Source organism: Pseudomonas entomophila, from assembly GCF_018417595.1.
Taxonomy (GTDB): Bacteria; Pseudomonadota; Gammaproteobacteria; order Pseudomonadales; family Pseudomonadaceae; genus Aquipseudomonas; species Aquipseudomonas entomophila_C.
In genome coordinates, this window is sequence record NZ_CP070982.1 from 3,651,979 (window position 1) to 3,670,306 (window position 18,328).

Here is an 18,328-nt window from a genome sequence, read left to right on the forward strand (position 1 = left end):
CCAGTCGTGGGGGCGGTGCCAGGGCTGGCAGGTGCGGCGCGTTGCAACCGCTGTAGGAGCGGATTCATCCGCGATGCGCCGCACGGGCGGCGCTCGATCTCGACAACACTGCAAGGCTACCGCCTACACCTCAACGCTGCATGCAGCGCTGGTAGCGCTCATCCACCCGCCCGGCAAACCACGCGGTGGTCAACTTGCGGGTGATCTTCGGGCTCTTCAACTCGATGCCGGGCAACACCGCCCTTGGCAACGCCTTGCCGGCCTTCGCCTCGGCCAGGGCGAACACCTGGCGATACAGCGCGGTGTCCTCGAAATCGAGGCTGTTTTCCCGCTCCAGCTGTGCGCGGATCTGTGGATTGCGCAACCCCAGCTTCACGCCCAGCTTGCGGGCCGCCTGCTCGGTGGTGCCCGGCATGATCGCCCCCGGTGCGATCAAGTCACCGTCCAACGCCAACGCTACCCCGGTCGCCCGGCTCAACGCTGCCTGGAACGCGGCATTGCGGCTGGCGTACCAACCGGCGTTGAAATCGGCGAAGCGGTACAGCGCCCGGTCGTAATGGGTCGGATACCCCAACAAGTGAACGATACCGAAGTACATCCCGCCCCGACGGCTGAACACCTCCTGACGAATCGTGCCCGTGTAAGCATAGGGGTAGCCCTTGGCATGCTGCTCGGCGAAATCGATGCTGACCTGCATCGGCCCACCGGTGTGCACCGGATTCAGCCCATCCAGCAAGGTGCGCCCCAACGGCAGGCGGTCGATGACTTCGTCATACAGGGCGCTGAGCTGTTTCTCGCTGCGCACCGTCAGCAGGCGTTGCTGGTAGCTTTGGCCGTTGCTCGAGGGCGTGCGCAACGCGCCGTCAATCAGCAAGCCTGGAATGTGCAGGCGCGCTGCGCGCCGATCGATCTCCTCGCGGGCAATGCGTCCCAGGTTCGGCACCTGTGGGTCGGCATTGAACGTCGACTCCTGTTCGGTCACCGCCAGCACGGCGCACAGGTTGCCCTTGCTCGGGGCGATGCCCCGGGCCTGCAACGCCACCTGGATGTCTTCGGCCCAGCCCCGGCGATCCTTGACCTGAGGTGGCAGCAGGCGCTCGAGCTGTGCGCGCACCTTGGCCGGGGCGTTTTCAGGCGCTTCCTCACGGCGCCCGGCACATCCCTGCAGCAGGCCCAGGCACAGCAGCCCGGCCGCCAGCAGACGCCCGTTCAGGGCTGCTCACCGACCAGGTAGGTCTTGCTGATATGGCGGAACAACGGATGGCTGGCGCTGCCCAGCAGTTCGAACAGCACCATCTCGCGGGTGACGATCTGCGCCCCCGCATCGCGCATGCGCGCCAGCCCCGCCGCCTTGCTGGCGGGCGTGCGGCTGTCGCAGGCATCCTCGACGACGAACACCTGCTTGCCCTGTGCAAGCAGGCCCAGCACCGTCTGCAGCACACAGACATGGGTTTCCATGCCGCAGACGATCACCTGCTCGCGGGCCAGCAGGCTGGCCGGCAGGCATTCAGCGGCGACGCAGGAAAAATGCAGTTTTTCGACCACTTCGGCGGCAGGTGACGCGGCCTTGAGTTCAGCCAGGGTATGGCCCAGCCCCTTGGGGTATTGCTCGGAAATCACCGTGGGCAATTCCAGCTCCGCGCTGGCCGCCAGCAGCCAGCGCGCCCGGGCACGCGTGCCCTCGGGGTCGCTCATGGCGCCGATGAGTTTTTCCTGGATGTCGACCACCAGCAAGGTGGCCCGAGAAGCGTCGATCAACATGGTCCGTTCCTGCCTGGGAAAGGCCTAAGCCTTACCCAGACAGGATGCAACGTCAATCAACCGCTGAAGACGAAGGTGTAGGAGACCGGGCGGTGGTCCGAGTCCACCGGCAGCATCACCCGCCCAGCAGCCGGCAATGCAGCCAAGCCGTAGGCAAACGCGTAGTCGAGCATGTTCACCGGCCCGCTGCTTGGGTGCGTGGGCGCATTGGCCGGTACCAGGTCGGCGATGCCAGGCGGTGATATCCAGTTGCTGCTATTGGGGTGGGAAGGCCCCGGCTCGCGGGGGTCGCGATTGAAATCACCCAGCATGACGAAGGGGGTATCGCTGTGCCAGACCGTTTCACGTAGCATCCGCGGGCTGTTGCTCCCACCGTTGGAGATGGCATGGAAGGTATATACGGTTATCGCTTCGCGCAGCCCGGGGATACGGATCCGCAACCCCAGAATCGGCCTTGGGGCATAACCGCCGGATGGCGTGGCGACACCATCTGCAATGACCGTGATACCCAGTACCGTCACGTTTTCAGCCAGTACCATGCCCAGCCTCACTCGCAACCGCCCTACCTCCAGGTAATACATCCTGAAAGGCTCTGACCGACTGGAGGTGCCCGCCTCCCAGACTCGCTCATGGACATCATGCAGTGCGCCGAACTGGTCCGCGATTCGGTGATCGGCAATGGGGCGCGCGGAGGTCGGCCATACGCCGGCTTCCTGCAATACAACAACATGATGCTGGCGAACCATGGGCAGCACGATGGTGCGAAACTTGTCGGTGCTGTCGGCCGCGACCCCCTGCATGTTCAACGTCACCACCCGAAGGTCTACACGGGCACCGACGGGGCGCTGCCAGCCAATCTGAACCTGCACGCCGCCACCTGGGTCGTGCAAACGCACTCGATGGTAGCTGGTGATGCTGCCAGTCAGTTGGACGCTGGCACGCCAGGGCGCCCAGGCCCGCACGGCGATTCGCAGCAGGCGCAGAGCGTCGTTGGCATCAAGCAGCGCCGGCCCATTGTCGGCACGCAGCCCGGACATGATCATGGTGTGGTGAATGTTGTACAGGCGCACCACCATGGCAAGGCTGTGTTCACGGGGTGCGGCCTGCAGGATGGCAATGAGGGCTGGCTCGTTATAGAGGCGTGACAGCAAAGATGTCAGCTCCCCCGCAATCGAAGCCTGCTCTGGCCAGTTGGTACTGCGCATGAACTCCGTGGATAGGTGATAACTGATGTAAGCCGCCGAATCTGGCGCGTCCACGGGTGTGGTTCTGAGTACTTCAAACAATCGTCGAAGCAGCGTTTCCAATTCTCGCTGGAAGTCTTGCCGAGAGAGCGAACGCCTCAGTGTGTCGATACCCCAGCGAAGGGTCTGGTTGACCGGCATAATGGATTCCTTGCCCGCTGGAATGATCAAACACCAGGGAAGATGAGGTTGAGTTCGCCATCCAGAACCCCACAGGCTGGAGCACCCTCGGCGACGATGCCGATGCTCCTGTCCACGCTGCTCACGACATGGCCGTCATAACGATACAGATCAATGCCGCCTTCATTACCCAGGCTTTGCGCACCTGGCAACACCGAAATGGTATTGCCTATTCCGTCCTGCGAGGTGTCGGCGAATGCCACAATCAGCATGCCGTCATGAACCACCACACTGGGCATCTCTGTGTAGAACTTGTCGATGAAGAGCTGCCCGCGGCTCCAGCCGGATTCGCCATCGAACCTGATCAGGCAAAGGCCGGCTTCAGTCATGTAGAACACGTGGATCAGCCCCTGGTATACGCAGGCGACCACGTCTCTCGAAGACTTCAGGGTGGGCTGGCCGGCGCCATCTGGGTAAAGGCCGGGGCCCGGGTACCAGTAGCTGCCGTTCGTCGAATTTGCACATAGCACCTGCCCCGCCGGATTTTGGCGCCAGAACATATGGAACCGCCCCCTGTGCTCGACGACCGAGGGCGTGCCGTAAGTGCCGTAGGCGATCTTTCTGTCGAGCGCACCGTTCACCGGGTTGTATATGCAAAGCGTCGTACCGCTCGACATGCCCAGCGTCGGGTCCGAGTAGTCGCCGCTGGCATGCACGTACACTTTGTCGTCGTGGGTAAAGACCGCAGGCAACCCAGAAAGGCTCCGCGTACCAAGGTCCTCTGATTCGCTCCAGGCTCCGGCACGGGTACGCGAAGTGATGAAAAGTTGATCCTCGTCCACCACATAGACGCAGTAAAGCTTGTCCTTAAGTACCGTCACACGGCAGCTTTTCTGCGTTTCGATGGTCATGGTTTGCGATGCGTTGAGCAGGCCTTGCCTGGCAACTGCGCTATGCAGATGCATGTAGACACCTCAATCGTGAGTGAGTGAGGTGTCAGTAGAGCGCTTGCCACCAGGAAGTGTATGTCAGCCCTGGAGCCGTCAGTTGAAGGACAGTTGTGACAGCGGCTGACAGATTGACTGCAAGGTGCTGGTCATCTGCTTCAGCACGGCATCTTCATGTTCGTGGATGAAAAAGTGCCCACCAGGAAAGAGTTCCAGCGAAAAATCGCCCGTCGCCTCTCGGCGCCAGGCCAGCAACTGCTCTTCACTGGCTCGGTCCACCGTGCCACCCAGCACGTGCAGCGGACAACTCAACGCCGCACGCTGGCGGTAGGCGTAGCGCCCGCACAGCAGGAAATCGGCACGCAGTACCGGCAGGGTCAGGCCCATCAGCTCTTCGTTGGCCAGTACCTCTTCGGGGGTGCCTCCCAGCTTGCGCAACTCGGCGATCAGCTCGGCGTCGCTCTTGGGCTCACGCCAGTTGGCGCCGTCGTAGTCTTCCCGACGGGTCGGTGCGGCCGTGCCGCAGGCGAACAGCGCCACCGGTGGCGGACAACCCAATACCTGAAGTTCATGGGCCAGTTCGAACGCCACCAGCGCGCCCAGGCTGTGCCCGAGCAACGCGTAGGGGGCGTTGGCGACTGCGCGCTGCTCGTGGGCCAACTGCCGTGCCAGCGCCTGCAGATCGGTGTGCAATGGTTCACCCAGGCGCGCACCACGCCCCGGCAACTCCACCGGCCGCACTTGCAGCCAGGCCGGCAGCTTGCGCCGCCAGCGGCTGTAGACCATGGCGCTGGCGCCCGAGTACGGCAGGCACAGCAGGTTCAGTGTCGACGGGCTCACTGCGCCGCGGCTTCGGCCATCTGCTGGCGCAGGCTCAATGGACGCATGTCGGTCCATACTTCATCGATGTAGGCCAGGCAGTCCTTCTTCAGGCCGCTCTTGCCGACCGCGCGCCAGCCATTGGGGATCGCCTTGTAATCAGGCCAGATGGAATACTGCTCTTCGTGGTTGACCACTACCTGGAACTGGATGTCGTCGCGGTCGAAAACGGAAGTCATTGCCTGTCTCCTTGAATGATGAGGGCCGAACGCGCCAGGCGCAGGGCGGCTTTCCTGAATACGAAGAGCAAAGGAAGAAAATTACCTGTAAACGCCATGAGGCGGCTGTGCAAGCGCTGCGGATGGTGGCATAAATCCAGTTCCCCCGACCACTCGCCCCGGAGACCTCCCCATGCTTGGCGTGACCGACTACGGCGCTTTCGTGATTGCGTTCCTCATCCTCCTGGCGATCCCCGGCCCCGGCAACTTCGCCCTGATCACCGCCACCGGCAAGGGCGGCGTCAAGGGTGGGCTGGCCGCCACCTTCGGCGTCATCCTGGGCGACCAGGTGCTCATGTGGCTGGCCGTGGCCGGTGTCGCCACCCTGCTGGCCGCCTACCCCGCGGCCTTCCACGTGGTGCAGTGGGCCGGCGCGGCCTACCTGGCCTGGCTGGGCCTGCGCATGCTGCTGAGCAAGCCCGGCAGCGGGCCGCGACAGAGCAGCATGAGCAGCGGGCGCTACCTGCGCCAGACCATGATGATCACCCTGCTCAACCCCAAGGCGATCATGTTCTACATGGCCTTCTTCCCGCTGTTCATCGACCCGGTGCACCACCAGGGCGTGGTGACGTTTGCGTTCATGGCGCTGACCGTCGCCGGGCTGACCCTGCTCTATGGATTGATCGCGGTGCTGCTCACCCACCACCTGGCCGAACGCATGCGTGCCAACCCGCGCATCAGCCACCTGCTCGAACGCCTGGCCGGCGCATGCCTGGTGGGGTTCGGCATCAAGCTGGCGGCGATGCGCTGAGGCCTTCAGGCATCGCGTAGCAAGTCGTGGGCATCGAGCAGGCGGAAGGCCACCTGCGGGTTGCGTTCCAGCCCGCGACGGATCGCCGCCGGGATCGACTGGCGGGTCTTGCGGCACAGGCCGACCTGCGCCTCCAGCTCGATGACGATCCCGCGCATGGTGCGTACTTCGTTGAAACCCGGGGCGATGTGCACGCGGATGCCGAGGTTCTCGTACAACCTCGCTTGCAGGTGCTTGAGGTCGTCCAGGTCCTTCAGGTTCTCCAGGCGCTCGAGCAGGCGCTTTTCCTCCTCCCGCGTGAGCAGCAGGATGCGCAGGTCCCGGGCCGGGGCATCGGCCAGGCGCTCGCGGCCGCAGTCGCAGGCGCCCGGTGGGCAGGGATGGCGTTGGGGAGGCTGGGTGGTCATGGGGCAAGAATAGTCCCATCCTCGCCCGCGAAACCAGCCGGCTCATGTGCGCCACTCAGAGCCGGCGCCGCCCGCCCAGCCTGGGGATGGTGGTCTTGGGGATGTGCACCTGGATGTCTTCGCGCCGCGTATGCGCCGCCAACCCCGCCAATGTCGGCTGGCTGAACAGCATGCGTGCATCGGTATGCAGCCCGGCCTGGCGCATGCGCGCCACCAGGTTCACCGCCAGCAGCGAATGCCCGCCCAGCTCGAAGAAGTTGTCGTCACGCCCCACTTGCTCGATTTTCAGCACCTCGGTCCAGATCTGCGCCAGGGCCTGTTCCAGATCGTCGCGCGGCGCCTGGTAGGTGCGGCTGATCACCGCCTCCGGCCCCGGCGCCGGCAACGCCTGGCGATCGATCTTGCCGTTGGGGCTCAGCGGCAATTGCCCGAGGATGACGTAGGCCGAAGGCACCATGTAGGCCGGCAAGTGCGCCAGCAGGTAGCTGCGCAGGGTATCCAGCGCCGGTGCCTGGTGGCCCTCCCGACAGGCGGCATAGGCCACCAGGCGTTCATCGCGGACCAGTGCCACCGCCTGCCCGAGGGCCGGGTGGGCGGCCAGCAGCGCCTCGATCTCGCCCAGCTCGATCCGCAAGCCATTGAGCTTGACCTGGAAATCGTTGCGCCCGAGGAACTCCAGGTCACCGTTGGCCCGATAGCGCACCAGGTCACCCGTGCGGTACAGCCGGTCGCCTTCGACGAACGGGCTGGCAATGAAGCGTGCCGCTTGCAGCTCAGGCAACCCCAGGTATCCCCTGGCGACGCCGATGCCGCCGATGTGCAACTCACCGACACACCCCAACGGTACCGGCCGATCGTGGACATCGAGCACATACAACCGGGTATTGGCGATGGGCCGACCGATCGGCGGTGCCTGCTCTGGCAGAGGCTGCTGCGGCTCCAGCGTCCAGGCGGTACTGTCGACGGTAGCCTCGGTCGGGCCATAGACGTTGTGCAGGCGCACCCGGGGCAAGCGTTCGCGCAAGCGGCGGACCAGGGCCAGGGTCAGCTCGCCACCGCCGCAGAAGACGTCGGTGAGGCTGGTGCAACCCTCGACATGCGGCGCTTCGAGGAACGCATGCAGCAACGCGGGGACGAACTTCACCGTGGTCACCCGGCGCGCCTGGATCAACTGCACGAGGTAGGCCGGGTCGCGATGCCCGTCCGGGCGCGCCAGGACCAGGCGCAGGCCGGCGCACAGGGGCCAGAACAGTTCCCAGACCGAACCGTCGAAGCTGAAGGGCGCCCGCTGCAGCAAGGCACCGTCGGGTTGTGGCGGGCAGAGTGTCGACCCCCAGTGCATCAGGTTGCACAGGCCTCGGTGCTCGACCATCACCCCTTTGGGCGTGCCGGTGGAGCCGGAGGTGTACATGACGTAGGCCAGGTGCTCGCCGTTCAGTGGTGCAACAACCGGGGCCTGCTCCGAATGAGCCTGCCAGTCGTCCTGGTCGAGATCGACCAAGGTGGGCGAAGGCTCGAACAAGCCCCGGGTCGCACCGTGTACCAGCACGGCCAATGGCGCGCTGTCCGCCAGCATGTAGCGCAAGCGTTCGTCGGGGTAGCCCGGGTCCAGCGGCACGTAGGCGCCGCCGGCCTTGAGCACGCCCAGCAGGGCGACGATCAGCTGCACGCCGCGCTCGACGCACACAGCCACCCGGCTGTCAGGCCTCACGCCAAGGCCGATCAGGTGATGCGCCAGACGGTTGGCCTGGGCGTCGAGCTCGCGGTAGGTCAACTGCGCCTCTTCGCTTTGCAACGCCACGGCGTGCGGGGTTCGCTGCACCTGGGCGGCGAACAGCGCCGGCCAATGCACATGCGTGGAATCAAGGGGCGTGTCGGTGGCATTGAGCGTCGACAACAGATGATGGCGCTCGTCATCCGGCAACGTCGACAACGACGTCAGTGCCCGCCCGGGATCGCTTTGCAGCGCCTCGGCCAACTGCCGCAAGGCACAGGCAACCTGCCCGAGCACACGCTGCGCACCCAGCTCACGGGGCGCTCGCACATGGAGGTGAAGGTCGTCGCCTGCTTCGTCCACGGTGAGCACCAGGGCATGGCTGTGGACTTCGCTGGCCTCCAGCAGTGTCATCCCCGGCAGCTTGCGCGCATCCGGTGCCGGGCCATGGCGGTAGTTGATCAGGCTGTCGAACAACGTCACGCCAGCCGGCAGGCCGCTGCAACGCTGGGCCAACACCCGGGGCGCATCCTCATGGTCGAGCAAGGCGGCCAGTTGCGCGTGGGTGGCCGTCAACGCGTCGCCAACGCCGGTCCCCTTCAACACGACCCGCAACGGCAGGCTGTTGACGAACATGCCCAAGGCCCGGTCAGCGCCCTCGCCCGCCAGCATGCGGCCCAGCAGCACACTGCCGAACACCACCTCGTCACGGCCCCCCAGCGCCCCCAGCACCAGCGCCCAAGCCAGGTGGAACAGGCTGCCCAAGCCGACATCGTGGGCGCGCCCCAAGCGCCGCAACGCCTTGGCCAGCGGCTCGGGCACGGCCAGCGCGGCGCTTTCCAGTGCCTGTACATCGAGCGTCTCGCCCATCCCCGCCAGCTTCGAGGGTGCTTCCATACCCGCCAACAGCGCTTTCAGGAACTGTTCGTGACCCGCCTGGCGCACCGGGTCGCGGCTCACGGCCACATAGTTGCGATAAGCGATGGGCGCCGCCAGGGCATGGCCCTGCCCCGTCATCAAGGCTTCCAGTTCCGACAGCAACACCTGCACCGACACCGCGTCGTTGACCAGGTGATGGAAGTGCAGCATGCCCAGCCAGCGCCCATCGGCGCGATCCTCGACGCAGGCCAGGGCCATCATGGGTGCCTGACGCAGGTCCAGTGGGGCTTGGCGTGCGCGCAACAACGCGACGGCATCGCCCTGGCCCGGCTCGAGCACCGTCAGCGGCAACCGCGCCTGGCGCCACACTACTTGCTGCGGTTGCTCGAGCCCATCCCAGGCCAGGCTGGTGCGCAGGATGTCGTGACGCGCGATGACCTGTTCCAGCGCTTGGCTGAACGCCAGCAGTTCGACGTGGCCGGTGAAGGCGAACAGCGCTTGTTGCTGGTAGGGGTCGCGGGCCTCGGCGAGGTGGTGGTAGAGCAGGCCTTCCTGCAGGGGCGCCAACGGGTAGATCTCCTGCACATTGGCGGCGCCCCCGGGGATCGCCGAGACAATGCGCTCGATATCAGCCTGGCCGAGCTCGGCCAGGGCCAGCATGTCGGGCGTGATCCGCGCACAGTCAGCCGGCACGCGATTGCCCGGCACCGCCGCCACCGGCATGGCACTCACCGAGGCGGCCAGGCTGGCCAGGGTCGGCTGGCCGAACAGCACCTGCACATCGGCGTGCATCCCCGCCTGGCGCATGCGCTCGATCAACTGGACGGCCATCAGCGAATGGCCGCCCAGCTCGAAGAAGTGGTCCTGCCGCCCGACCCGTTCGACGTGCAACAGTTCGGCCCACAGGGCGGCCAGGCGTTGCTCGACATCGCCTTGCGGCGGTTCGTGGGCGCGGCGCAGCGCAGCGTGCAGGTCCGGTGCCGGCAAGGCGCGACGATCAAGCTTGCCATTGGCGGTCAGGGGCCACGCCGGCACCACCATGTACGCCGTCGGCAGCAGCGCGGCCGGCAGGCGACCACGCAAGTGCTCATGCAACTGCAAAGGCGTCACGACCCGCTCGGCGATGTACCAGGCGACCAACTGGCCGTCACGCAGCAGCACCACGCCTTCGCGCACCGCCTCGTGGGTCGCCAGCGCCGCCTCGATCTCGCCCAGTTCCACCCGCACGCCACGGATCTTCACCTGGTCATCGTTGCGCCCCAGGTACTCGAGGGTGCCATCGGCCAGCCAGCGCACCAGGTCGCCCGTGCGGTAAAGACGGGCGCCGGGGCGTTGCTCGAAAGGGTCGTCGATGAAGCGTTCGGCGGTCATCTCGGGGCGGTTCAGGTAGCCCCGGGCAACGCCCAGGCCACCGATGTACAGCTCGCCGGCAGCCCCGACGGGCAACGGGCGGCGCCGCTCATCGAGCACATGCAACTGTGTATTGGCGATCGGCTTGCCTATGTGCAGCGCCCCGCCCGCCAGGACCTGTCCGGAAGTCGCCACCACGGTGGTCTCGGTGGGGCCATAGTTGTTGATCACCTGGTAGCCGCGCTCGCGAGCCAGCCGGCGCAGGCGGTCGCCACCGACCAGCAAGGTGCGCAGTGTCGGATGGGCCTGCCCCTGGGCGAAGGCGTGCTCGGCCACCGGCGTGGGCAGGAAGCTCACCTGCAGCGGCTGCTCGCGCCACCAGCGCAGCAAGGCGTCGATATCCTCGCCGCCTTCGCGCACAGGTGCCAGATGCAGCGTCGCACCGGCGCACAGGGCCGGCCAGACCTCCCAGGCCATGGCGTCGAAACCGAAACCCGCCAGGCTGGAAGTGTGGCTGCCGGCGTGCAGGTCGAACGTGTCGCAATGCCAGTCAACCAGGTTGGCCAGCATGCGGTGCTCGACCATCACCCCCTTCGGTTGGCCGGTGGAGCCTGAGGTGTAGATCACGTACACCAGGTTATCCGCGGCCAACCCCGGCACCTGGGGGTTGGCCGTCGATTCGGGTTCGATGCCCGGAAGATCGAGTTCGATGATCGGCAGCGCCTGCCCGACGAAGCGCTCGCGCAGGCTGGACTGGGTCAGCAGCACCTGGGGGGTGCAGTCCTGCAGCAGGTAGGCCAGGCGCTCGCGAGGGTGTGCCGGGTCGATGGGCACATAAGCCGCGCCGGCCTTGAGCACCGCCAGCAAGCCCACCACGCTGTCCAGGCCACGACGCGCCGCCACCGCCACCCGCTGGTCCGGCTTGACGCCCAGGTCGATCAAGCGCGCCGCCAGTGCGTTGGCTCGCTGGTTCAACTGCCCGTAGCTCAGGCCATGGCCTTCCTGCATGAGCGCCGTGGCGTGGGGACGCAAGGCGGCCTGCGCCTCGATGCGCCGATGGATCAATGGCTCGCCCTGGCCAACGGCCGCCGTGGCATTCCATTGCCTCAGCTGCTCGCGCTCGCGGTCCGTCAGCAGTTCGAACGCATCGACCCGAAGCGGCGGCGTCTGCAACCCCTGGTCCAGCACCTGCAGCACCCGCCCGGTCAGCGCCTCGACCTCGTCGGGCGCCAGCCAGCCCAGGTTGTGCACCAGGTGCAACCAGGCCTTGCCATTGTGGCGGTTGCTGCGCAGGTAGATGGACAACGGCGTTGGCTCGTGGCCATTGCTGACCTTGACGGTATGAGTAGGTAAGGCGCCATAGAACAGGTCGTTACCCTCCTCCTCGTATGACACCGTCACCTCGAACAACTGCGCGCGTGCCTCGCGCGACAGGCCCAGGCCGCGATGGAGCTCGGTCATCGGCAAGCGCTGGTGGCGCAGGTCGCGCTTGAGGGTGCCGGCGATGGCCCGCACCAGGTCGGCAAACGCAAGCGTGCGGCCAAAGTCCATGCGCAACGCGCTGACCTGGGCGAACAACCCCAGCGTCGCCTTGTGCAAGGCCGTGCCCCGATTGCGCACGGGCAGGCCGACCACCCACTCGTCACGCTGGCCGGCGCGGCAGAAGCACACGTGCAACGCCGCCAGCAGCACATGCAGGGGCGATGCCTGCAGCCGCGCGGCCAACTGCTGCATGCGCGCCAGCAAGGTGGGGTCGAAGCTGCGCTGCAGCGCCTGGCTGGGCGTTGCCGCACGCACCGGGCCACGCTCGCGCGGGCGCAGCAACACATCCGGCAACTGCCGATACCGGTCGAGCCAGTAGTCGCCGTCTCGCTGACGTCGCGGCGAAGCCTGGTAGGCCTGGTCTTGCTCGATGAATGCCACGTAGGACGGTGCCGAAGCGGGCAACGACGCGCCTTGCTCCAGCAAGCCGTAGTACTGCCCCAGCCGGTGGAAGAACTGCTCGAACCCCCAGCCGTCGAGGATCAGGTGATGGGCCTGGGCCGCGACCAAGTGGCGCCGCCCGCCCAGGCGCATCAGCGCGACGCGCAACAGCGGGCCATCGCCAAGGCTGAATGATTGCTGCAACTGTGCCTGGATCAGGGCCTGCGCCGCGCCCATCGGGTCAGGCTGGCCGGCCAGGTCGTGCTCGGCCAGCACCACGTGCAAGCCCGTCACGAAGCGCTGGCGTGGCAAGCCGTCATCGCTGGGCGTGGCCACCAGCACGGTGCGTAGCGCGTCATGCACGGCCACCAGGTGGGTCAAGGCCTGTTGCAAGCGCTCACGGTCGACCGCGCCATCGAGTTCGACATAGCCACCGATGTTGTAGAGCGGCGAGTCGCCATGGCCGAGCTGGTCCAGCCAGATGTCGCGCTGCGCGCAGGTCAAGGGGAAAGTATCGGCGGCGAACATGGGCTTGGATCGTCCTTGAAACAGAGTGATTGCGCGGATTCAAACACCCCCCTATCCCCCTGTATGGCCCCCGAAACCCGGACATCGCCGGCGGGAAAACGCTCAGCCTGAGTGCACTGAATTTCCTGTAGGAGATTGACTACATCCCGATAACGCCCCTGACCTACCCGTCAAGCCAGCTGCTGCGAACGGAAGCAAACCGGCTGCTTTCTGACGCCAATCACCTGACAAGCTGACACGCCGGACAGCAAGAGCCGCGTTCAAGGCCCAGCATTTCAGTCGGATCAACTGGCATTTTCTGTCCCCGGTTTCCACTACAGACGCGTGCTCGGCGCCTGCGATTCAATAGCCCCCACCCCCGAAAACACAGAGAGGACTCGGTCGCAAGACCCGCCCGCCGCGACACCCGATCAAGGAAGACTACGACATGAAGCTGACCGACAGCCTCGAACACCGTCACGACCCGCACCTGTACCTGCAGCTGGGTGAGCTGGTTGCCAGCACGGGTGACGAGCATTTCGCCGAACAGATGCTCCTGCTGGTCGGCAACCAGGTGCCGATCCATCGGCTCGACCTCAGCGAATGGACCCTCGAGAACGACCCGGCCAGCATCAGCCGGATCAAGGTGCTGGGCAGCGCCGGCCTGCACCATGACCTGCCCGTCCAGGAACACCTGCGGCACCCGCTGCTGCAGAGCATCCTGTGCATGCAGGACCCGCTGCTGATCCAGATCAACGCCCCGACCAGCGCCCAGCACCCCCGGCGCAATGCCCACCAGTGCAATCTGGTGTCATGCAATGGCGACCGACGCTGGGTCATCTGCTTCCAGCGCCTGCCAAGCCAGCGCGGTTTCTCCCTGACCGAACTGTCGTTGCTCAAGAGCCTGTCGGACACCTTGCTGCCATTGGTCGAACACCACGCGCACCTGCTCGAGCAAGCCTGCCTGCGCCGGGTCGGCGTGGAGGCGCTGGATGAGGCCGGCTCTTTGCGCCATGTGTTCGGCGAGCGCCTGAGCCAGGAAGCCGTGCGCCTGTCCACGCGCGAGCAGGAAGTCTGCATCGGCCTGTTGACCGGTGGCACCGTGCCGCAGATGGCCCAGCGCCTGAATGTGAAGAACAGCTCCGTGGAAACCTACCTCAAGCGAGCCACCGCCAAACTGGGGGTCAGCGGCCGCCACGGCCTGGCCCGCTGGATGGCCGGTACCTGAACCCAGGAAACCCTGCATGACCCGATTGTTCCTGCCGCTGCTGGCCACCGTGTTGGCCGGCTGCACCCTCGCCCCGGACTACCAGCGCCCGGTCTCTCCCAGCGCCGACCACTACCCCAACGGTGTGGCCTATCGCGGTGGGCCATCGGCCTCGGCGCTACCGCTGGAATGGCAAGCGGTGTTCCATGACCCGGTCCTGCGCCAGTTGCTCGATACGGCCATGGCCAACAACCGCGACCTGCGGGTGGCGGTGCTCAACGTCGAAGGCTACCGCGCCCAGTACCGCATCCAGCGCGCCGAGCTGCTGCCCAAGGTCGCCGCCAACGCCCAGGGCCAGCGCCAGTACCTGCCCCGCAGCAGGACGGGCAGCAAAGGCATGATCAGCAGCCAGCAATCGGCGACCGTGGGCATCAGCGCCTACGAGCTGGACCTGTTCGGCCGCCTGCGCAGCCTCAGCGACCAGGCACTGCTGACCTACCTGGCCAGCGACGAGGCTCGGCGCAGCGCCGAGCTCAGCCTGGTCACCAGCGTCGCCGGCGCCTACCTGACCTGGCGCGCCGACCAGGAGCTGCTGGCGCTGTCCACCCAGACGCTGCAAGCCGACGAGCAGAGCCTGCGCCTCACCCAACGCCAGCGCCGCACCGGCACCCTCTCGGCCCTCGACGCGATCCAGGCTACCACCCGCGTCGACAGCTCCCGCGCCGCCGTGGCCCGTTACACCCGCCTGGCCGCCCAGGACCTGAACCAGCTCAACCGCCTGGTCGGTGTCGAGGTCAGCGCCACCCTGCCGGCGCTGCCCCTGGCGGACGATCAGATCGCCCGGGTACCGGCAGGCCTGCCGGCGGACCTGTTGCAGCGCCGCCCGGACATCCGTGAGGCCGAGTACCAGTTGCGCGCCGCCAACGCCAATATCGGCGCGGCACGCGCGGCGTTCTTTCCCAGCATCACCCTGACCGCCAACGCCGGCGCCAGCAGCCGCCAGCTGGCCGACCTGTTCGACGCCGGCTCCGGCACCTGGCTGTTCCAGCCGCAGATCAACCTGCCGTTGTTCAATGCCGGCAGCCTGCGCGCCAGCCTGGACTACGCCAAGGTGCAGAAGAACATCCAGGTGGCGCGCTATGAAAAGTCTATCCAGAGCGCCTTCCAGGAAGTCGCCGATGGCCTGGCCGCCCGCGCCACCTTTCAACGTCAACTGCAGGCCCAGCGCGACCTGGTGGCAGCCAGCCAGCGTTACCACGACCTGGCCGAGCATCGCTACCGCACCGGCATCGACAGCAGCCTGACCTTCCTCGACGCCCAGCGTTCGCTGTTCAACGCCCAGGAAGGCCTGATCAACGATCGCCTGGCACAACTGCTGGCGGAGGTGAACCTGTACGCCGCCCTGGGTGGCGGCTGGGAAGAAACCCCCGGGCTGGCCTACCAGCGCTCGCCGGACCGGCCGAAGTAGACCGAGGGCGACACCCCCAGCGTGCGGCGAAACATGGCGCTGAACGCGCTGGGGCTGTCGTAGCCCAGGTCCAGCGCCACCGCCAGCACCGAGCGCCCGGCCGCCAGGGCATCGAGGCTGGCCAGCAGGCGCATGCGCCGCAGCCACTGCATCAGGCTGAGCCCCGTTTCGCGCTGGAACGCGCGGGTCAGGGTGCGTGGGTTGAGTCCGCAGTGGGCGGCGGCGCGGGCCAGGCTCCAGTCCTCGTCCGGTGCCTGGCGCAGGGCCTCGCTCAATCCCTGCAACACCGCCGAGCGTGGGCTTGGCACATGCAGGGCGAACACCGGCAACACGCGGATCTCGTCGAGGATCAGTTGCATGATCCGCGCGTCACGGCCCTGGGGCGGCGGCTCGGGGGCGATGTCCATGGCGCGGATGATCAGTTCGCGCAACAGCGGCGAAATCTCGATCACCTGGCACTGGCCAGGCAGATCCGGGCGCGCGCCGGGGTCGATGAACAAGGTGCGCATGCGCACCACTCCGGACATTCGCAGCTCATGTTCGGTGGCCGCCGGCACCCACACCCCGCGCCCGGGCGGCACCACCCAACTGCCCTCGCGGGCATTGACCGTGACCACGCCGCTGATGGCATGGATCAGTTGCGCCCGGTCGTGGCAGTGCGGGGCGATGTGCTCGCCATGGCGGTAGTTCTCGGCAAGGGGCAGGATGAGCGGGCGAGTCACCGGCAAGGTTCCACTGGAATCGAACGGGCAATACTGGCGCAGCGCGGTGGCCTGGGCAATGCCCGCCTACACAGCGATACATAAACCCTGCCTCCTCGACACACTGCCGATACCCGCCCCTCACACACTCCTGGCCACTGGAGCGCGAAGGCAGCCTGCCCTCGCCACACACCGGGGACCTCCTCATGAAAGCCCTGCCCTCTGGCTGGAAGCTGTTCGCCGCCCTCGCGGCCCTGACCCTGCTGATGACCGCCACGGTGCTGATCGCCCACCCGCTGGGGAGCGAGGGCCTGCGCAGCGCCATCCGCGCCACGGCCCGCAGCTCGTTCGCGTTGTTCCTGCTGACCTTCCTGGCCTCGTCGCTGGCCGTGCTGCTGCCCAGTGACGCGAGCCGGCGCCTGCTGCGCGAGCGGCGCTACCTGGGCCTGGCCTTCGCCTTCTCGCACACGGTGCATGGCGTACTGATCTATCTCTATGCCCAAGGTTATCCCGAGTTGTTCTGGGCTGGACGCACGGCATTGGCCAACCTCCCCGGTTCGCTGGGTTACCTGTTCATCCTGTTGCTGGCCCTGACCTCGTTCAAGGCCCCCATGCACCTGCTCGGCCCACGCCGGTGGAAGGGCCTGCATGCCACCGGGACCTGGGTGCTGGCCGGGGTGTTCTGCCTGTCGTTCTACAAACGCATCCCGATGGGGGGCGGGTACCCACTGGCCTTCGCCCTGATGTTCGCCGCCATCGCCCTCAAGCTGGTCGCCAAGCAGGTGATTCGCCTGCGCCGCACCGCACCATCACTGTCCCACTGATCGCAGGAGCCACTCATGCTGACCGCCACCCTCACTCGCCCGCTCACCGCCCTCGACCGCTTTGGCAGCTGGGGCGCCGACTTGCCGCTGCGGCTGTTCCTGGCCTGGGAGTTCTTCGAATCGGGGCTGGAGAAATTCAACGGGACGAACTGGTTCGCCGACCTGCAGGCCAGCTTCCCCTTCCCCTTCGACTTGCTGCCGGCCGGGTTGAACTGGCAGTTGTCGATGTGGGCCGAGCTGATCTGCCCGTTGCTGTTGCTGATGGGGCTGGGCACGCGCCTGGCCGCCGCAGTGCTGATGGTGGTGACGGTGGTGGCGATTGCCGCCGTGCACTGGCCGGCCGAATGGTCGGGCCTGGCGGAGCTGGCGCAGGGCTATGCGATCACCGACCAGGGGCATGGCAACTACAAGCTGCCGTTGATCTACCTGGTGGCGCTGCTGCCGTTGCTGTTGAGGGGGGCTGGGCGGTTGAGCCTGGACCGGTGGTTGTGGCGGGTTTCGGGATCGAGCGCGGCGTATCGCGGATGAATCCGCTCCTACAGCGGCAGCCGAAAAACGCGTCGTACAAGCACCATGGCCTATCGGTCTTGGTCACGTTGCAACAAATGTAGGAGCGGATTCATCCGCGATGCGCCGCCCAGGCGGCGCTCGATCTCATGGACGCCGCAAGGGTTGCGGCGTCCATCTGGTGGCCCTGAAAGGGATGCCCCCTTAACGCAACTGCCCGACCACCAACCCCAGCGCAATCGCGATCATCACCACCCCCGACAACCGCCCCACCACCCGCGCCGCCGCCGGCCGGGTGCGCAGCACCGCCTTGGCGCCATAGCCGACCATCAGGTAGATCACCAGCGAACTGCACAGGTGCACCAGCCCCAGCAGCAGGATCTGCGCCGGCACCGGCCAGCTCGACTGCGGGTCGGTGAACTGCGGCAGCAGCGCCAGGAACAGCAGGAATACCTTAGGGTTCATCCCACTGACGCAAAAACCCTTGAACGCCCAGCGCGACCCAGAGTCGCCCGCCCCGTCGTCACCGGCCTGGGGCACCGACGGGCTGAGCAGCAGGTTGCCGCCCAGCCACAACAGGTAGGTGCAACCGGCCAGCGTCAGCAGGGTCAACGCCAGCGGATGCCCGGCGATCAGGCTGCCGACCCCGGCCGCCACCACCAGGGTCGCGAGGAAATGCCCCGACAACATCCCCGCCACCGCCGGCAGCACCCAACGCCCGCGCATGCCGGCGGAGATGGCATAGGCCCAGTCCGCGCCGGGGCTGATCACGAACAGGAACGACACGGCCCAGAACGCCGCCAATACACTCATGGCCACTTTTAGACTTCCTTTCAAACAGGTTTCGTTGAAAGAAAGATTACGGATATCGCCGGGGGATTTTCTTTCGTATATTCCCCTGACCACCCTGAAACCTGGAAG

The 18,328-nt window shown here is 66.4% G+C and carries 15 protein-coding genes; 5 read left to right on the forward strand and 10 right to left on the reverse strand.

The window, feature by feature from the left end; genetic code table 11:
- Positions 1-130: 130 nt before the first annotated feature.
- From JYG34_RS15845 to JYG34_RS15870, 6 genes are all read right to left on the reverse strand, one after another.
- Positions 131-1,213 carry a DUF1615 domain-containing protein gene (locus tag JYG34_RS15845; protein WP_283811827.1) on the reverse strand — a complete coding sequence of 361 codons (1,083 nt, stop codon included), beginning with the start codon at positions 1,211-1,213 and terminating at the stop codon, positions 131-133.
- Positions 1,210-1,761, reverse strand: a complete 552-nt coding sequence (locus tag JYG34_RS15850; RefSeq protein WP_213657344.1) for a hydrolase — start codon at positions 1,759-1,761, stop codon at positions 1,210-1,212. Before JYG34_RS15850 ends, JYG34_RS15845 begins: the two co-directional genes overlap by 4 nt.
- 56 nt (positions 1,762-1,817) lie before the next feature.
- On the reverse strand, positions 1,818-3,146 hold the full coding sequence (locus JYG34_RS15855) for an endonuclease/exonuclease/phosphatase family protein (protein ID WP_213657345.1): 1,329 nt from the start codon (positions 3,144-3,146) through the stop codon (positions 1,818-1,820).
- Positions 3,147-3,172: 26 nt separating this feature from the next.
- A complete protein-coding gene (locus tag JYG34_RS15860) occupies positions 3,173-4,090 on the reverse strand; it encodes a hypothetical protein (protein ID WP_213657346.1) in 918 nt (305 codons plus the stop codon).
- Between the two features lie 78 nt (positions 4,091-4,168).
- Complete coding sequence (locus JYG34_RS15865; protein WP_283811764.1) at positions 4,169-4,912, reverse strand: thioesterase II family protein; 744 nt, start codon at positions 4,910-4,912, stop codon at positions 4,169-4,171.
- On the reverse strand, positions 4,909-5,130 hold the full coding sequence (locus JYG34_RS15870; protein WP_011534470.1) for an MbtH family protein: 222 nt from the start codon (positions 5,128-5,130) through the stop codon (positions 4,909-4,911). Before JYG34_RS15870 ends, JYG34_RS15865 begins: the two co-directional genes overlap by 4 nt.
- A 172-nt stretch (positions 5,131-5,302) precedes the next feature.
- Between JYG34_RS15870 and JYG34_RS15875 the strand changes: the two genes are divergently transcribed.
- Entirely contained in the window at positions 5,303-5,920 is a 618-nt protein-coding gene (locus JYG34_RS15875; RefSeq protein ID WP_213657348.1) for a LysE family transporter, read from the forward strand.
- A 5-nt stretch (positions 5,921-5,925) separates the two neighbouring features.
- Here the strand turns inward: JYG34_RS15875 and JYG34_RS15880 are convergent, their stop codons facing one another.
- Entirely contained in the window at positions 5,926-6,327 is a 402-nt protein-coding gene (locus tag JYG34_RS15880) for a hypothetical protein (protein ID WP_213657349.1), read from the reverse strand.
- Between the two features lie 55 nt (positions 6,328-6,382).
- Positions 6,383-12,721, reverse strand: coding sequence for a non-ribosomal peptide synthetase (locus JYG34_RS15885; RefSeq protein WP_213657350.1), 6,339 nt, complete (start codon positions 12,719-12,721; stop codon positions 6,383-6,385).
- A 427-nt stretch (positions 12,722-13,148) separates the two neighbouring features.
- On the opposite strand from JYG34_RS15885, the gene JYG34_RS15890 reads away from it, so the two are divergent.
- Positions 13,149-13,928, forward strand: a complete 780-nt coding sequence (locus JYG34_RS15890) for a helix-turn-helix transcriptional regulator (RefSeq protein ID WP_213657351.1) — start codon at positions 13,149-13,151, stop codon at positions 13,926-13,928.
- 16 nt (positions 13,929-13,944) lie between these two features.
- Positions 13,945-15,375, forward strand: coding sequence for an efflux transporter outer membrane subunit (locus JYG34_RS15895; protein ID WP_213657352.1), 1,431 nt, complete (start codon positions 13,945-13,947; stop codon positions 15,373-15,375).
- Here the strand turns inward: JYG34_RS15895 and JYG34_RS15900 are convergent.
- Positions 15,345-16,097 carry an AraC family transcriptional regulator gene (locus tag JYG34_RS15900; RefSeq protein WP_213657353.1) on the reverse strand — a complete coding sequence of 251 codons (753 nt, stop codon included), beginning with the start codon at positions 16,095-16,097 and terminating at the stop codon, positions 15,345-15,347. The two genes, JYG34_RS15895 and JYG34_RS15900, sit on opposite strands and share 31 nt — an antisense overlap.
- 185 nt (positions 16,098-16,282) lie before the next feature.
- Here JYG34_RS15900 and JYG34_RS15905 point away from each other — a divergent pair, with 185 nt between their 5' ends.
- Complete coding sequence (locus JYG34_RS15905; RefSeq protein WP_213657354.1) at positions 16,283-16,900, forward strand: ferric reductase-like transmembrane domain-containing protein; 618 nt, start codon at positions 16,283-16,285, stop codon at positions 16,898-16,900.
- A 15-nt stretch (positions 16,901-16,915) separates the two neighbouring features.
- The gene (locus tag JYG34_RS15910) at positions 16,916-17,428 is read left to right on the forward strand and encodes an HvfX family Cu-binding RiPP maturation protein (protein ID WP_213657355.1); all 513 of its coding nucleotides are present in this window, start codon (positions 16,916-16,918) and stop codon (positions 17,426-17,428) included.
- Positions 17,429-17,611: 183 nt separating this feature from the next.
- Here the strand turns inward: JYG34_RS15910 and JYG34_RS15915 are convergent, their stop codons facing one another.
- Positions 17,612-18,226, reverse strand: coding sequence for a LysE family translocator (locus JYG34_RS15915; RefSeq protein ID WP_213657356.1), 615 nt, complete (start codon positions 18,224-18,226; stop codon positions 17,612-17,614).
- Between the last annotated feature and the right edge of the window lie 102 nt (positions 18,227-18,328).

Excerpts from the sequence above, each read along its gene's own strand:
- JYG34_RS15850 (WP_213657344.1), bottom strand. The coding sequence starts at position 1,761 with ATGTTGATCGACGCTTCTCGGGCCACCTTGCTGGTGGTCGACATCCAG.
- JYG34_RS15855 (WP_213657345.1), bottom strand. The coding sequence starts at position 3,146 with ATGCCGGTCAACCAGACCCTTCGCTGGGGTATCGACACACTGAGGCGT.
- JYG34_RS15860 (WP_213657346.1), bottom strand. The coding sequence starts at position 4,090 with ATGCATCTGCATAGCGCAGTTGCCAGGCAAGGCCTGCTCAACGCATCG.
- JYG34_RS15870 (WP_011534470.1), bottom strand. The coding sequence starts at position 5,130 with ATGACTTCCGTTTTCGACCGCGACGACATCCAGTTCCAGGTAGTGGTC.
- JYG34_RS15875 (WP_213657348.1), top strand. The coding sequence starts at position 5,303 with ATGCTTGGCGTGACCGACTACGGCGCTTTCGTGATTGCGTTCCTCATC.
- JYG34_RS15880 (WP_213657349.1), bottom strand. The coding sequence starts at position 6,327 with ATGACCACCCAGCCTCCCCAACGCCATCCCTGCCCACCGGGCGCCTGC.
- JYG34_RS15885 (WP_213657350.1), bottom strand. The coding sequence starts at position 12,721 with ATGTTCGCCGCCGATACTTTCCCCTTGACCTGCGCGCAGCGCGACATC.
- JYG34_RS15890 (WP_213657351.1), top strand. The coding sequence starts at position 13,149 with ATGAAGCTGACCGACAGCCTCGAACACCGTCACGACCCGCACCTGTAC.
- JYG34_RS15895 (WP_213657352.1), top strand. The coding sequence starts at position 13,945 with ATGACCCGATTGTTCCTGCCGCTGCTGGCCACCGTGTTGGCCGGCTGC.
- JYG34_RS15905 (WP_213657354.1), top strand. The coding sequence starts at position 16,283 with ATGAAAGCCCTGCCCTCTGGCTGGAAGCTGTTCGCCGCCCTCGCGGCC.
- JYG34_RS15910 (WP_213657355.1), top strand. The coding sequence starts at position 16,916 with ATGCTGACCGCCACCCTCACTCGCCCGCTCACCGCCCTCGACCGCTTT.